Below are 16,809 nucleotides of genomic sequence, written 5' to 3' on the forward strand. Positions count from 1 at the left end.
TCAGCGAGGTTTAAGCTAATTTAACTTATTAGGCATTGGTAACGCGAGCGCGTTCAATGACTGGTTTTTCTTGTTTTGGTTGTCTAGATTTTGCTTGGTTATCGATGATGTTTTTCAAAGCAATTAAGAAACCAACACCAATGAAGGCACCCGGTGGAAGCAGGGCTAACAAGAAGCTGTTATCAAATTGGAATATCTGGATTCGTAACACAGAAGCCCAGTCACCAAGCAGCAGGTCTGCACCATCAAATAGGGTACCGTTACCAATAATCTCACGCATCGCACCTAACACGACCAATACTGATGTCATGCCGAGACCCATCCAGAAGCCATCTTGAGCCGCTGGTAGCACTTCATTCTTTGAAGCGAAGGCTTCGGCACGACCAATGATGATGCAGTTGGTCACGATCAGCGGGATGAAGATACCCAAAGAGAGATAAAGCCCATAGGCGTAAGCGTTCATCAGCAATTGAACACACGTTACTAGCGAGGCAATGATCATTACGAATACTGGGATACGCACTTCTTTTGGTACGTGGTTACGAACCAAAGAAACAGAAACGTTTGAGCCGACCAGTACAAGCAAGGTAGCAATACCGAGCCCAAGTGCGTTAGTGACTGTTGACGATACAGCCAGCAGCGGACATAACCCAAGAAGTTGCACTAAGGCAGGGTTATTGGCCCACATGCCATTTTTGATCAGTGTTTTATGGTCACTCATTATTCACCACCACAATTTAGAGGTTGAGCAAGCAATGCTTGGTTGTTTTGGTTAACGTATTGAACCGCTTGTTTGACTGACTTCACGACCGCTCTTGGTGTGATGGTTGCGCCAGTAAACTGGTCAAAGTCACCACCGTCTTTACGAACCTTCCAACGGTCAAGATTAGAATCTGTTACTTGTTTGCCTGCAAACGAAAGAATCCAATCATTCACACGCAAATCAATCTTATCACCCAAACCTGGAGTTTCTTGGTGAGAAAGCACGCGAGTACCTAAAATAGTACCGTCGATCTTCATTCCAACAATCACTTTAATTGCGCCGTTGTAGCCGTCTGGGGCAATCGCTTCGATCGCAATCGCACGCGGCTCACCATTGATTTTAGCAATGTAAGCCGGCATCGCTTGCTCAGTACCAAGCTCTTCTGCTTGAACCAAAGTACAAGACGAAAACAGCTCGTTGTCGTGCAGATCGTGTGGGATCACTTGGTTAAGAACAGACAGTAACTGAGCCTGTTCTTGTTGTTTGATCTGATCTTTGGTCAGGTAGTGAGTTACCGCGACCAAACCCGTCGAAGCACACGCAAAAATCGCGAGTACAAGGCCGTTTTTCTTAATTGCATTTAGCATGGTATCCGCTCCCTTTAGTGGCCGTATGTACGAGGTTTGGTGTAGTAGTCAATCAGTGGAACACACATGTTGGCTAACAATACAGCAAACGCCACACCATCAGGGAAACCACCCCAACTGCGGATGATAAAGACTAAACCGCCGATCAGAGCACCAAACACTAAGCGACCTTTCACTGTCGTGGATGCTGAAACTGGGTCGGTCGCAATGAAAAATGCGCCGAGCATAGTCGCACCAGACAATAGATGAATGGTCGGTGATGCGGTTTCGCCAGGAGTGAACATCAAGAACACTAGGCTAAATAGGGTCAAGCTGCCCAGAAATGCCACTGGGATATGCCATTGAATCACGCGTTGTTTGATAAGCACCAAGCCACCAACAAGGTAAGCAAGGTTTACCCATTCCCAACCCACGCCAGCTAACCAGCTAAATTGAGGTTGAGACAGAGCTTCAGAAGCGGTGTTGCCTGCCGTTAATGCGGTTTTGAAGGCATCGAGTGGCGTCGCCATTGTGGTGCCATCAATCCCTAAACGAGCTTGTTGTAGAGATAATCCTTCATTATTGAAGCCAGTAAAGATCATCAAGAATGAGTCAACAAAACTGGTTGTTTCAGCGGTTAAGCTCGCGGGAGCATTCCAACTGGTCATCTGAACTGGGAACGAGATCAGCAGAACAACGTAAGCGACCATCGCTGGGTTAAATGGGTTTTGCCCAAGTCCGCCGTATAGGTGTTTCGCGATGACAATTGCGAAGAACATGCCTATCACTAGAATCCACCACGGAGAGTGTGGAGGAATCGCGACACTGAGTAGCCAAGCGGTGACAACAGCACTGTAGTCACGTAGCGCCATCACTGGTGGGCGTTTTCTTAGCAGCATGATTACCGCTTCAAAGGTAATCGCAAGTGCGATAGCAAATACTAACTGGATGAGCGTACCCCATCCGAAGAAGTAGGTTTGAGCTAGTAGACCTGGCAATGCACAAATAGCGACCCATTTCATCAGATCTGGGGTGCTTCTACGACTGTGTGCGTGCGGTGAGCTGGCGATAAAGAAGGCCACTACTCTTTCTCCTCATTATTCTTTTTATCTAGCTCTTGCTGTGCTTTTCTTGCTTTAGCACGAGCAATAGCGGCAGCAACAGCTGCTTTCTTAGGATTGACTGGTTCTTGTTGAGTTTCAGCCTTTACTTCAACTGCAGGTTCAACCACAGATTCAGGCGTTTCTGCTGATTCTTCCTGTTTCGCTTGTTGTGCCTTTCTTGCTTTAGCGCGAGCGATTGCGGCAGCAACGGCTGCTTTTTTAGGATCAACGGGTTCTGATTGAGTTTTAGCTTCAACCTCAATCACTGGCTCAGGAGTTTCTGCTGCTTCGTCTTGCTTAGCTTGTTGAGCTTTCTTGGCTTTAGCGCGAGCGATGGCTGCAGCAACAGCGGCTTTCTTAGGATCGACTGACTCTTGTTGAGTTTCAGCTTCAACTTCAATCACTGACTCAGGAGTTTCCGCTTGCTTAGCTTGCTGTGCTTTTTTCGCTTTAGCGCGAGCAATGGCCGCAGCGACAGCATCTTTCTTAGCGTCGCCAGAGCTTTCAGCTGGAGCTTCACTTTCGGTTTGAGCAGCTGATTCTGCTTGTTGTGCTTTCTTGGCTTTAGCGCGAGCAATGGCCGCTGCGACAGCATCTTTCTCGGCATCGCCAGTACTTTCAGTCTGAGCATCAGAAGCTGATTCTGCTTGTTGAGCCTTCTTCGCTTTAGCACGCGCGATAGCCGCAGCGACAGCATCTTTCTTAGCATCTTTCTTAGCATCGCCAGAGCTTTTAGCTGGAGCTTCACTTTCGGTTTGAGCAGCTGATTCCGCTTGTTGAGCTTTCTTCGCTTTAGCACGAGCAATGGCCGCAGCGACAGCATCTTTCTTAGCGTCGCCAGTACTTTCAACTGGAGCCTCGGAAGCTGAACCTGCTTGTTGGGCTTTCTTGGCTTTAGCGCGAGCTATAGCCGCAGCGACAGCATCTTTCTTGGCATCGCCAGTACTTTCAGCCGGAGCGTCAGAAGCTGATTCCGCTTGTTGAGCTTTCTTCGCTTTAGCGCGAGCAATCGCAGCAGCTACTGCGTCTTTCTTACCATCGCCTGAGCTTTCTTCAGGAGTATCAGCGGCTGCTTGTTGTGCCTTGCGCTCTCGAGCTTGTCGTTTACGTTCTTCACGCAATTTCGACATTTCAGAGTTGTCTGGTTCAGCGCCATCCGCTTTCTGAGCCGCAGCTTGTTTCGCTTTTGCCTTCGCAATAGCAGCAGCTACCGCAGGTTTCACTGCTGGTTCTGCATTAGGAGCTTGGTCTGCCGCAGCTTTCTGCGCTTTAACGCGAGCAATCGCAGCTGCAATCGCATCATCACCATCCGCAGACTTCATATCTTTACGACGGTTGTCAGCAGCTTTCTTGAAGCGGTTTTCACGTTCTGCTTTGTCGCGCTCCATACGAGCGTTTTTCTCTTCGAAACGAATCTTGGCGCGCTCTGCAGCTGTTGCTTCGTCTTTTCTTGTTTTGATTTCAGCTTTCGCTTGGCGATAGTATTGAACAAGAGGGATTTCACTTGGGCAGACAAACGCACAAGCACCACATTCAATACAGTCTTTAATATTCAGCTCTTCACACTTATCCAACTCGTTGGCTTTGGCATGCCATTGCAGTTGTTGAGGAAGTAGAGACGCAGGACAAGCTTCAGCACACGCGCTGCAACGAATACATTCCATCTCGTAAGTGCTTGGTGAGATCTCACGACGTGTTGGCGCTAAAATACAGTTCGACGTTTTAGTGATTGGCACATTGGCGTGTGGCAAGGTAAAGCCCATCATCGGGCCGCCCAAAATCAAACGCGGCAGTTTTTTATCCGCTTTGTAGCCGAACTCTTCTAGTAACTCGTGTACTGGTGTACCTAGTAGTGACCACACGTTACGAGGTTGCTTAAAGGTTTTACCGGTTAAAGTCACTACGCGGTTAACCACTGGTTCACCGTCGATTACCGCTCGCTTAATTGAGTAAAGCGAGGCGACGTTTTGAACCAAAACACCAATGTCTGCAGGAATGCCGCCAGCCGGAACCTCTTTGTTGGTGAGGATCTTGATTAGCTGTTTCTCACCACCAGAAGGATACTTAGTTGGGATAACACGAATGACGATATCTTTGTCTTTCGCTGCAATCTCAAGTGCTTTTATCGCGTCTGGTTTGTTGTCTTCAATGCCGATAACCGTCAGCTTTGGTTGAAGAATGTGTTCAACGACTTCGATGCCTTTTAATACTTCGTCGGCATGTTCTTGAAGCAACTTGTCATCAGAGGTGATGTAAGGTTCACATTCAGCAGCGTTGACGATCAAAATGTCGGTACGACCTAAGCCTGATTGAAGCTTCTTAGCCGTAGGGAAGCCTGCGCCGCCCATGCCTGAAATGCCAGCTTGGCGAATCACATCAAGCAGTTCGTCAGAAGTCTTTGTCGAAAAATCTTCAACTGGATTTTTTTCAATCCAAGTGTCTAGGCCATCAGGTTTAATAACCACGCACATTTCGCTCAAGCCTGAAGGGTGAGCGGTGGTTCGCGGTTCGATAGCGATAACCACACCCGATGTTGGTGCGTGTACTGGCAAAGTAAAACCTGTATCTAAGGCTGTAAGTTGCTGACCTTTTAACACAGTGTCGCCAGCAGCAACCAATAGGTTACCCGGCTTACCTATGTGCTGTTTCACCGGAAGAACGATTTCTTCTGGAAGCCTTGCATGGACGATATCAGTAGTATTCGACTGTTTCTTGTTTTCAGCAGGGTGCACGCCGCCAGGGAAGTTCCAAATCGAGCCCGTGCGAATTTGTTCAATTAAAGAGATCATACTAACCCTATGCTTTAGGCTCTGACGCAGCCGCATCAGTCGCTTGGTTAGTGATATCAGTAACAGGAATGATGTTCATCTGCCATTTCCAATTTTCAGTCGTTGTTGCCACTGGAATCATTTCAATACAGTCAGTAGGGCACGGTGCGACACATAGATCACAACCTGTACATTCATCTTTAATTACTGTGTGCAATGCCTTGGTGCCACCAACAATGGCGTCAACAGGGCAGGCTTGAATACACTTGGTACAGCCGATACACATATCTTCGTGAATGAAGGCAACGGTTTTTACTTTGTTATCTAAGTCATGAGCGGAGTCTTCAACTTCTACGCCCATTAAATCTGCTAGCTTCTCAATGGTTGCTTGGCCGCCCGGAGGACATTTGTTGATCTTGTCTCCATTAGCGATCGCCTCTGCGTATGGGCGACAACCAGGGTAGCCACACTGGCCACATTGAGTTTGCGGTAAAATGGTGTCGATTTGATCGACGATAGGATCGGCTTCAACTTTAAAACGGATAGAAGCAAAGCCCAAAATAGCGCCAAAAACAGCGGCTAAAACGGCTAGCGCAATGATCGCAATTAAAATGGTACTCATGCTTATTTCACCAACCCAGTAAAGCCCATAAATGCCAGAGACATTAGGCCTGCTGTGATCATCGCAATCGATGCACCTTTGAATGGCATTGGAACATCAGCAACCGCAATACGTTCACGCATTGCAGCAAATAGGATCAATACAAGCGAGAAACCAACCGCTGCGCCGAAACCATAGATGATCGACTGAATGAAGTTGTGGTTTTCATTGATGTTCAGAAGTGCCACACCTAATACCGCACAGTTGGTGGTGATAAGAGGCAGAAAGATACCCAGCAGGCGATAAAGAGTCGGGCTGGTTTTGTGAACGACCATTTCCGTAAATTGAACCACCACCGCGATAACCAAGATGAAACTCATGGTACGCAGGTATTCAATACCCAGAGGGGTAAGGATGTAGGTTTCTACTAGGTATGCAGAGACCGACGCTAACGTTAGAACGAAAGTCGTCGCGAGGCCCATGCCAATCGCAGTCTCCAGTTTCTTGGAGACTCCCATAAATGGACATAGTCCTAAAAACTTCACTAGCACAAAGTTATTGACCAGCACTGTGCCAACCAACAACAAAAGGTATTCGGTCATAATGGATTAATTCTTGAGATTCCGATCCCGATATTATCCTGCTTTGCTCACCTAATAACAACCAAGGATCACTAGGGATTTAGACACTTGGTGAAAAAATCAACGGGTAACCGTTTGATTAAGATGGATCAGGTTAAGTATAGGTGGGTATTTGCTGGGAATGAAAAATAAGATTAACTCAATGATAACTCATCGAATCAATCTTATTTTCTTTGTTGTAAAAAATGTCGAGGAACGAAATGACTTAGTCTTTATGGAGCTGAGCTTTTTAATTAATGTTTCGAACAGAGGCTCTGCGCACCAAAATTGGCATAAATAGCTTATGTTCCGGGTGCTCTTTTGGCTCGTCACTTGCGAGTTGCAGAGAGAGCTTAACCGCTTGGTTAGCCATAACTTGGATTGGATAACGAATGGTCGTCAATCTAGGGTAGATGAAGCGAGCAATGTGGCCGTCATCGAAACCAATAACTGACATATCTTCTGGAATACGAACGCCATTTTCTTGTAATAACGCCAAACAGCCTGCTGCCATGTAGTCGTTGTACGTGGCAATGGCTGTGATATCTGTGTTTTTTGCCATTAGGTTAACCATGGCTTGTTCACCGCCTAGCTCGTCAGGTTCACCATATTCGATGTACTCATCGTTCGATTCAATACCGTGATCTTTCAATGCATCCAAATAGCCACCTAAGCGGTCATGAGCATCTTCAATATCGTGACTCGAGCAGATGTAACCAATGTGTTTGTGGCCATTTTTAATTAAATACTCTGTCGCGATGTAGGAGCCGCGGCGGTTGTCGAGAGCAATACAGCGGTTTTCGATATCAGGAACAATACGATTGATCAGTACCAAGCCGGGCACTTCATTCGCTAGCTTAACCAATTCTTCGTCGCTAATGCCTTTGCTATGAACCACGAGTGATTCGCAGCGGCTGTTGATAAGCAAGTTAATCGCATTACGCTCTTTGGTGGCGTCATGGTAGCCACTGCCAATCAGTAACTGCTTTTCTTGCTCACTTGCCACGGTATCAATGGCTTTGATCATCGAGCCGAAGAACGGGGCAGAAACATCATTAACCAGTACACCAATCGCGTTTGAAGATTTGCTGACCAATGCACGGGCGTTGGCATTTGGGCGATAGCCGAGTTTTTCCATAGCGGCTTTTACCGCCGCAATTGCGGTTTCACTGGTGTGAGGTGCATTGTTGATTACTCGAGAGGTGGTCGCGATTGATACGCCTGCTTCCTTCGCAACATCTTTAATGGTAGCCATTCCGCTCTCTTATTCTGAATATAATGCTGTGTGCTGGTGGTTGGACATTTAACAACGGATAGTTAGCCAATTCAAATACTAAACATCAAATATGACGAGGTTTGATGGTTTATTTTTTGTTGGCTGACTGGTTTGAAAGTAAAAAGCCAAGCTCTAGATTTGAGCTTGGCTTTTGAGTCACATTGGCGTGTGGACAGTTGTCGTTTGAACTGCTGTCGTGTGAGCTGTTGTCGCGTGAAGTAAGGTAATCACAGGTAACCCAAAGTAATAGGGAACCAAGTGGCTTTAGAGCAAGCCACTTAGCCTGAATCTACTTACGATGCGCTTGTTAGCGTAACCTGATAACGATATTGATTGTCGGTGAGTTGAAACTCTTGGTGAACACTTGGACTCCAAGAGTCATCACCACCAACGCCCATATGTTGGTGATCTACGCGTACATAGATTTTCTCTTCACGAGTCAGGTCATTGGTATGCTTAGCATCCGTTAATTGTTGCTGGCTGTACTGGCTCACACTGAATGAAAAATCGCCTTTGATTCCGATATTTCCCACATTCAAGTTTTTGGTTCCGCAACGTAACCCGCTATCGGTTGGGAATATATACGGCGTGTGCATCTGATCCAGTGTTTGTTTGTGTAAACCGAATCGAGCAGCGGCCAAACGGTCTGGGTAGTTTTCAAAAGGACCTAATCCCTGCCACGATACTGGAGTTTCATTGGCAGTTTCGAGTGGTAAAGGCAGCTCCATTTCAAGGCCAATGCGCGGCATCGGCGGTAAGTGATCAGCTAAAGTGACATCAACCACGATATTCATTTCGCCTAGGTTATTTAAGGTGTATTGCCATTTGGTAATCGCTTGGATTTGGCCATTAAATTGGTAGGCGAATAATGACGTCACTTGTACTGAGTCTGCGAGTGCTTGCACGGCACAACTTGTACACTGACGTTCCCATTGACCAATGCCTGCAAGTTCCCAGCGACAAGCCCATGCATTTGGGTCGATGTTGTCTATCTCACTGATACCAATATCGTTATCAAGTGGCGCGCGATAGAAGTTATCGACAGGTGCCTTGATAACTTGCGGTTGTCCATCAACGATCCAGTGGGTCAACAATCCACTCTCTGTATCCCATTGCCATTGATGTGTTTCATCTAGGCTAGATACGACCACTTTATTGTCTTGCTGATTTAGCTGAGGAGCCAAAGTATTTGCCGTGCTAGGGAATTGCAAGCCAGCATGGTTACGTAAAGCAAACTGCTCCGTCGCACAAACATGGCCTTCTTCTGCCCACTTGGTTGAATGAGTTAGAGTAATATCGGTGTTGAGATGATATTCGGCTTGTGCTTTTGGTGTGAAAGCGAGGTCAATGACCAGCTCTTGTTTACTATCTTCATCAACGGATAAGACTTGTTGCCCCGATTGAATCACGATGCCATTTTCGAGCAATTGCCAGCGTAAGATTTCATTGTCAGTCGCTCGGAACAGGTTTTCATTGGTTACCGTTAGGCGGCATTGATCTTCAGTTTGCTCTGCTAACGTCACAGTGATCATTCTCTGGCAGTATTTCGCCTCTTCCAAGGTCGGGTGTACGCTGCGATCTGGGAAGATCAAACCGTTGATACAGAACTGACGGTCGTTGATGATATCGCCAAAGTCTCCACCATAAGCCCAGAAGTGTTCACCGTTCTCATCCCACTGGCTTAGTCCTTGGTCAACCCAATCCCAGATGAAACCGCCTTGTAGGCGAGGGTATTCTCGGAATGCATCCCAGTAATCATTAAAGCTACCTAAACTGTTGCCCATTGCGTGTGCGTATTCACAAAGAATAAGCGGGCGTTGCTCGTTAGGCAGAGAAACCCATTTCTTGATAGACCATTTTGGTACAGCATCGTCTTCGATCGTGCTGTTGACGCGTGCGTACATTGGCGCAATGATATCGGTAGCTGTGGTATTTGAACCACCGCCTTCATACTGTACCGGGCGAGAAGGATCGTACTGTTTCGACCAAGCATACATCGCATTGTGGCTGCTGCCGTGCCCTGACTCGTTGCCCAAAGACCAGATGATGATAGAAGGGTGGTTCTTATCACGCATGACCATTTGCGTGTAACGACTCATATAAGCGTGTGCCCATTGTGGGTCTGCAGACAAGCGATTCATAGGCTGCATGCCATGGGTCTCGATGTTCGCTTCATCACACACGTATAAACCGTATTCGTCACACAGCTCGTACCATCGTGGGTGGTTAGGGTAGTGGGCGGTGCGCACAGCATTGAAGTTGTACTGCTTCATTAGACAGATATCGCGGATCATGTCTTCTTCTGTCATCACATGCCCCAACTCTGGGTGATGCTCATGACGGTTGACGCCGCGAATCAATAGCGGTTTGCCGTTTAGCTTTAGCTGACCGTCTGTCATTTCAACTTTACGGAATCCAACTTGATAAGCTTCACTTTCTACGTGGTTACCTTGCCTATCAAGCAATGACACGACAATTCGGTAAAGGTTAGGGACTTCTGCGCTCCATTTCTTCGGTTCTCGAACATGAAGAGTTTGGAATACCACATCATCGTAGGTGCCACGCTCGTCAATTCGTCGATTATGCGGGCGATCGATAAGTGGCTCAGTCACTGCGTTTTCACCGTCAAACAGTTGAACCTGAACTTGGTAAGTGTCTGGTGCCGTAATTTTGGTGACAATAGACAGTAACCCATCGCGATAGCATGCGTCTAAGTCCGGCGTAACGAACACATCTTCAATGCACTGCTTTGGTTTAGCTAGTAAGGTCACATCACGGAAAATACCGCTTAGCCACCACATATCTTGGTCTTCTAAATAGCTACCATCACACCAACGTATCACCATGACAGACAGCGTATTGTCGCCAACAGTTAGATACTGAGTTAAGTCGAACTCGGCAGGTAAGCGGCTATCTTGGCTGTAACCAACCCAATTGCCATTACACCAAAGATGAAAAGCGGAATTGACACCATCAAAGATAATACGTTGGGTGTTCTTTAGGTCATTTTTAGTCAACGTAATTTGAGTGCGGTAACAACCGGTTGGGTTTTCTGCCGGTACAAACGGTGGGTTCACTTCAAATGGGTATTTTACGTTGGCGTAGATAGGTTTATCGTAGCCTTGCATTTGCCAGTTCGATGGTACCGTAATCTCATCCCATTGTGAGTCATTGAAACTTGTTTCGATAAATTCACCATCAACTTGTTCAGGTGCATCAAAGTATTTGAACTTCCATTGTCCATTAAGAGATTTACGTTGTGACTCAATGCCGTCTCGAGCGTGCTTAAGGTTGCGGTAGCTTGATAATGGGCTGTGCGCATTAAGGCAGTGGATATTCACAGACTGTGGGTTTTCCCAATCGCGTCTTTGGATGATGTTTGAAAATGCCTTCATGGTATTCCTACTCTTAAAGTGTTCAATATGGGTAATAATTCTATTAAGTCATCGGTTTTTTAAGCTGTGATGACCGTTATCAAATCGTTGGTTTTGCGTATTGTTCTGTTGGCTTATTGAGCTATTCAGCGAGCTGTTTTAATAAATAATCTTTTGCTTCGGGCATGCCCTGTTCGGCCGCTTGATTAGCAATAAATGCGGCTTGTTTGATGTCGTTGTTGTTTAGGGCTTCGTCAATGTCCTTATGGATATTCAACCATTGCGCCTTTTGATTGGTTTCAACTGTCTGAATTGATGGTGGAGAAACTTGCGTTGAACCCAATGTTTCGCGCTCATTGTTGGATGAAACGCCAAGCTCAGCCAATAGGGTCAAAACCGCACTGTTTGTTGATTGGCTCGCCGTAACATCAATGACACCTACGCTGCTCAACGTGGCCGTCAACGGCAGTTGCTTATTGCCAATAATCTGCTGAGATTCTGAATACAGATCTTCAGGGTGAATTCGATTGATGACGCTATCTAACTTAGTGCTATCGGCGCTGACCACAATAAATTGCGCGTTGTCTCGTTGAGGTTCGAGTGCAATTGATGCTTCAATTCTTTCTAACCCTTGCATGGCTGTCGGGTAGTAAGTGAAGTCGTTAGTGCTGTATTGACCAAGCAGTCGCCATTGTTTGTCAAAGACATAGATAGACGGTGCGAAAAGCGCATCATTTTTAATGTATGAACGAATGAGTAAGGACAGCGATTCTGTCGTGTCACTGATTTGGTACGCGATGGTCGGAAAGCGCTGGCTATCCCCTTGTGTATTGTTATTTAACAATAAAGAGGAAAGGGTCGGTAAATGACCGTCCATAATCACTTGTTGGTGGAATGGAACAGACAATTGCGTCATTGGCAGCGCACTTAGCTGAGAACAGCATGCACTGTCATTGAAATCAGTCTTAAGTTCCTTTTCAGGTGTTCCACTGCATGCGCTAACGGTGAGTGCCGCGACAATGATCACCAATGATTTTAATTTCATCTGATTGCTACCTTAGTAAAGGGGAAAACATCGGCTTTCCCCGTTAAATTACTATTCCAGTGTTGAGCGTCAATTTGTTGATTGAACAGACGCTCGGGTGTTGTGGTTTACCACCAAGTTTCTACGTTGAAACCAAAGGTAATCTCGTCAACAGTCTCGGCGTTGATGCTTGTTGCAGTTCCATAAACCTCGTTACCACGATCCCATTCGTTGTTGGATTCAGAGTAAGTTGCAAAGATGCGGATAGATGGGCGAGCCCATACGCCTTTGCCAGCTTGGAACATTTGAGCGACAGTCACTTTGTACATATCATTGGTGCCTGAGCCGTTTTGTGCTTCTACCGTTTCGTAACCGACTTCAAGTGCTGTCGACATATAATCTGTCCAAGCATATTGAGGACGTGCACCGACACTGAACCATTTCTCACCATCGTTGTTATCTAGGTTGTTATCTTGATAAGCGATGGAGTACATGACTTGAACATCTTCACTGATATTTAAGTCACCGTGGTTAAATAGACGCCAGCTGTAGCCATCATGTTCGACGCCAGTGCTGTACTTTTTGTCTGAACCACCTTCGGCACTCATTAACCCGCCAGCTAAGGCATCAGTACCGTATTGGAAGGCCAAGGTGTTTGAGCCGTAGTTCCAAGCTTGACGGTAAAGAGCAGAGAGCATTGCGCCAGAAGTAGTAATGTCTTTATCGTCGTAGCTCGAGTTTTGCGTGGTCACGTAGTTCAAACCAAGAGTAAGATCCGCTGTGTCACTCAATTCAATACCGCTTAAGCGAGCATCAATATTGTGAAGACTACGCCCATCGTCACTTGACGAGTTTGGCGCCATCCAGGCCAAATGTGCATCCGCAAACCCTAGGTCCCAATCTTCAATACCTAAACCCGTACTGGATGTATCCCAGTACTTAACATCAATCATGTGGACTTCATGGCGACGATAAAAACGTTCTCCCGCCCATACTTTCGCGTTAGGTTGTCCTTCGATAAGGCCATGGCCTGCTGACCAAAGCTGAATCGTACTTACGTCTCCCCAGCTATCACCGCTGCCTAGATAAATCGTGGTATCAAAATAAGCGTCATTGTCACGCCATACATCGGCTTTCACACCCGCTTCCCACCAATTCAGTTCATTACCTAAACGGTAGTTACCGTAACCTTGACCAGCTCGAATAACGTCGTTGCGTTCTCCTTTGCCATCGTTATGTTGGTCATTGTCGGTGTAGATGTTGCCCCATTTCGCATAACCAAAATACGTTACGTTTTCCACTGCAGCGAAGCTGACTAATGGGGTGAGGGCCAGAGTGAATCCTAATGCTTTAACTAGCATTTTTTGTTTCATGAAGTGTCTCCATTATTTTTTATTTATGGATATTTTTATGTTTGAGTCCTAACTCGAGCGAGAGTGTAAATAAACAATGGAAACGTTTTCATGATGAGGTTGGCATTTTTACGCTATTGATGGGTTTGTGATTATTTTGTGTGATTTTGATCAGGTTATTGAGCTTGTGGTGGTAGTTTTATAGAGGTTTCTGTGGGTTTTTAATGGAATCGTTTTCTATTTCAGAGGTGTTGAGGGGGGGTGATAGTGCGTTAGAACTGAAGTGGCTCGTTGTGTTCGAGCATAGGTAATAGTGATGTAAGGCTATAGCCAGCAAGGGATTAGGGGGAGTTTGAGGGGAAAAGCAGCCCAGTCAATGATAACTGGGCATGTGAGATAAGGAAGCAAGTATCAAATTCAATGTCGAAGCTAGGCTACAGGCATTGCGTTCTATACCGTCAAGCTGGAATGTAAAAGTTAGGACCCAGGGAGACACTTCATAGTTGTACTCTAAAGGTTAAGAATACGAGTGTGGTGTGGTGAGTTCAAGAGGAAATGTGTTTGAGCCAATTTTTAAATGATGGATTCATTGTAAAGCAATGAATTATAAGGGGTTAATTGTTGTTGAACCCCTGTTTATTTTAACGTTATAGCGCTTTATTTAATGTGGAATATCACTATTTTTGAGGATTAGGAGCATATGTATTGAGGTGGTGGTTGGCATAAATCTTTGAATTAGGAGGTATTGTTTGAATCTATTAATCTCAAAATATTTAATGGAAACGTTTTCATGATTTTGGGTTTGATCACAGAAACTCTCAGCTCAATAATTATGATACGGGGTAATTAAACGCGTTAAGGTTAAATAAAATGACGAATAAATCCCTAGTAGAAATTACGGGTAAAGACTCGCAACTGATCGTTGAACTTGGTGATTTCGCCGAAATTCTGCATTGGGGAGTTCCAGTTCGTGGCGATCTAACGAACTTTCGTGTTTCTCTTCAAAGGGCAGTTCCTTACGGTCGCCTTGATAATGATGTCGCTATGTCGCTGAGCCCAGAGCTCGGACGCGGTGTATTCAGCAGTCCAGCATTAGAAGGACACCGAGATGGGTTGGACTGGGCGCCTGTTTTCTCTATTACGGATATTCAACAAACACCATCTAGCCTAATCATTGAGAGTGAAGATGTACGTGCAGGCTTACGTTTAACAACCGAGTTATGCCTCGATAAACATGATGTTGTGAAATCTCGTCACACCTTAACCAACGTTAAAGCCGGCCTTTATCAGGTGAACCGTCTCGCGAATACTTTGCCATTACCAGCAAGGGCTAACGAGTTGATGACGTACTACGGTCGCTGGGTACATGAGTTCCAAACGGTGCGTCAACCCTTACAGCAAGGGGGCTACCAACAAGAAAATCGTCGTGGACGAACGTCTCATGAACATTATCCCGCGATGGTTGTTGGTACGTCTAACTTCAATGAAATGGCAGGTGATGTGTGGGGGATTCACTTCGCTTGGAGTGGTAACCATAGATTACGCGCGGATGTAAAAGCAGACGGTCGTCGCTACGTGCAAGCGGAAGTTATTTATCTACCGGGCGAGATTGCATTGGATGAAGGTGAAAGCGTAACGACACCTTGGTTATATGCCAGTTTCAGTTCGGAAGGCCTAAATGGAATGAGCCACCAGTTCCACTCTCATGTGCGTGGTTCGATCTTGCCGGAGTCTTTCGTACAAAAGCCTCGACCTATCCATCTTAATACATGGGAAGGCATCTATTTTGACCATGATCCTGATTATATTATGTCGATGGCTAGCCAAGCCGCGGCTATGGGAGTAGAGCGTTTTATCATTGACGATGGCTGGTTCAAAGGGCGCTGCGGAGACAAGGCTGCGCTAGGGGATTGGTTCTTAGATGAAGAAAAATACCCAAATGGTTTAGAGCCGATAGTTGAACACGTTAATCAGTTGGGTATGGAGTTTGGATTGTGGTTCGAACCTGAGATGATCAATAAGGATTCTGACTTATACCGAGCCCATCCAGACTGGTTGCTTGCGGTTGACGGCTATGACCAACCAACGGGTCGCAATCAATATGTTATCGATCTTCAGAATCAACAAGCATTCGACTTTCTGTTTGAGCGCCTTGATCACTTCTTAAGTCAGTACAACATTGCTTACATTAAGTGGGATATGAACCGAGAGGTTGTACAACCTGCGCATCTAGGCAGGGCTGCGGCTCATCAACAAACCGCTCGTTATTATGAGTTGGTCGATAAAGTTCGAGAGAAGCACCCTATGGTTGATATTGAATCGTGTGCGGCTGGTGGTGGTCGTATCGATTTTGAGGTTCTTAAGCGTACGCAACGTTTTTGGGCTTCAGATAATAACGATGCCTTAGAAAGACAAACGATTCAGCGCGGGATGAGTTACTTCTTCCCCCCTGAGGTAATGGGAAGCCATATTGGCGCGAGCCACTGCCACAGCACTCGTCGTCGTCATAGTATTGAGTTTCGTGGCCTAACAGCACTGTTTGGTCATATGGGAATTGAATTAGACCCTGTGAAAGAAGTTCAAGAAGAGAAGCAGGGCTTTGAACACTACATCAAGCTACATAAGATGCTGCGCCCGTTACTGCATAGCGGGAGAACTTGGCGAGTTCCAACGGACGATAGTGCTCATCAGATCCATGCGGTCGTTTCCGAAGATGTGTCAGAAGCGGTGGTGATGATTGCACAGCTGGCGATGCCAACCAATTCGTTGAGTGGCCATTTGCGCATACCTGGGCTAGATCCACAAAGCCTATACAAGATCTCTGTGATTGATAAACCTTCAAACTACGATGATATTGTGAATTATCAACCGCCATGGACAGAGTCTGGCTGTGAATTATCAGGTGCTTGGTGTGCCGAGGTGGGGCTGACGATGCCAATACTCGATGCAGAAACAGCGATGCTGATTAAGTTTGAACGTATCGAGTAAGTTTTAACATAGACCTTATATTTGACGAACCGCGTAGGTGAAATTACGCGGTTTTTTATTGCCTTTAATAAGCCGCCATGAACTATCTAATCAAATTGATGTGCCCTTATAGATTGGAGAGCTGTAGGTGTTCCCACCGCGATACTCCACTTATGTAATCGTTCTCATGCGTTACTTCACACTACGAACTGTTTTGAGCACTTTAATTAGCGATATTCTCTATCAATTCGAGGGTTTTATTGTTCGATCTCTCACTTTAGATATTTGACTGAAAACGTTTCCATTGAGTGGTTGTTGATCACAGTATCTGTTCGTTGGAATGGTTACATTAGCGTCGGACTTGATACTTGAGTGTTTTAAGAAGCGACCACAGA

11 protein-coding genes are annotated in these 16,809 nt (G+C 46.0%); 1 reads left to right on the forward strand and 10 read right to left on the reverse strand.

Going from position 1 to position 16,809, the window contains the following annotated elements; genetic code table 11:
- Positions 1–28: 28 nt before the first annotated feature.
- From OCV20_RS05165 to OCV20_RS05210, 10 genes are all read right to left on the reverse strand, one after another.
- The gene (locus OCV20_RS05165) at positions 29–721 is read right to left on the reverse strand and encodes an electron transport complex subunit E (RefSeq protein ID WP_012603531.1); all 693 of its coding nucleotides are present in this window, start codon (positions 719–721) and stop codon (positions 29–31) included.
- A complete protein-coding gene (rsxG, locus tag OCV20_RS05170) occupies positions 721–1,350 on the reverse strand; it encodes an electron transport complex subunit RsxG (RefSeq protein ID WP_086775402.1) in 630 nt (209 codons plus the stop codon). The genes OCV20_RS05165 and rsxG overlap by 1 nt, the downstream gene beginning before the upstream one ends.
- A gap of 14 nt (positions 1,351–1,364) precedes the next feature.
- Positions 1,365–2,411: an electron transport complex subunit RsxD gene (gene rsxD / locus OCV20_RS05175; protein WP_061040162.1), complete on the reverse strand. Its 1,047-nt coding sequence runs from the start codon at positions 2,409–2,411 to the stop codon at positions 1,365–1,367.
- Positions 2,411–5,221 carry an electron transport complex subunit RsxC gene (rsxC, locus tag OCV20_RS05180; RefSeq protein WP_086775401.1) on the reverse strand — a complete coding sequence of 937 codons (2,811 nt, stop codon included), beginning with the start codon at positions 5,219–5,221 and terminating at the stop codon, positions 2,411–2,413. The genes rsxD and rsxC overlap by 1 nt, the downstream gene beginning before the upstream one ends.
- A gap of 7 nt (positions 5,222–5,228) precedes the next feature.
- Complete coding sequence (gene rsxB / locus OCV20_RS05185; RefSeq protein ID WP_048611571.1) at positions 5,229–5,822, reverse strand: electron transport complex subunit RsxB; 594 nt, start codon at positions 5,820–5,822, stop codon at positions 5,229–5,231.
- Positions 5,823–5,824: 2 nt separating this feature from the next.
- Positions 5,825–6,403 (reverse strand): electron transport complex subunit RsxA, encoded by a 579-nt coding sequence (gene rsxA, locus OCV20_RS05190; protein WP_004734039.1) that lies wholly within the window; start codon positions 6,401–6,403, stop codon positions 5,825–5,827.
- A 268-nt stretch (positions 6,404–6,671) separates the two neighbouring features.
- Entirely contained in the window at positions 6,672–7,676 is a 1,005-nt protein-coding gene (locus tag OCV20_RS05195; RefSeq protein ID WP_086775400.1) for a substrate-binding domain-containing protein, read from the reverse strand.
- A 314-nt stretch (positions 7,677–7,990) separates the two neighbouring features.
- Positions 7,991–11,092, reverse strand: a complete 3,102-nt coding sequence (locus OCV20_RS05200) for a beta-galactosidase (protein ID WP_086775399.1) — start codon at positions 11,090–11,092, stop codon at positions 7,991–7,993.
- Between the two features lie 121 nt (positions 11,093–11,213).
- Positions 11,214–12,116 carry a MalM family protein gene (locus OCV20_RS05205; protein ID WP_086775398.1) on the reverse strand — a complete coding sequence of 301 codons (903 nt, stop codon included), beginning with the start codon at positions 12,114–12,116 and terminating at the stop codon, positions 11,214–11,216.
- 107 nt (positions 12,117–12,223) lie between these two features.
- The gene (locus tag OCV20_RS05210; RefSeq protein ID WP_059020241.1) at positions 12,224–13,468 is read right to left on the reverse strand and encodes a carbohydrate porin; all 1,245 of its coding nucleotides are present in this window, start codon (positions 13,466–13,468) and stop codon (positions 12,224–12,226) included.
- 849 nt (positions 13,469–14,317) lie between these two features.
- On the opposite strand from OCV20_RS05210, the gene OCV20_RS05215 reads away from it, so the two are divergent.
- Positions 14,318–16,435 carry an alpha-galactosidase gene (locus tag OCV20_RS05215; protein WP_086775397.1) on the forward strand — a complete coding sequence of 706 codons (2,118 nt, stop codon included), beginning with the start codon at positions 14,318–14,320 and terminating at the stop codon, positions 16,433–16,435.
- The last annotated feature ends 374 nt before the right edge of the window (positions 16,436–16,809 follow it).

It is taken from the genome of Vibrio coralliirubri (genome assembly GCF_024347375.1).
GTDB classification, from domain to species: domain Bacteria; phylum Pseudomonadota; class Gammaproteobacteria; order Enterobacterales; family Vibrionaceae; genus Vibrio; species Vibrio coralliirubri.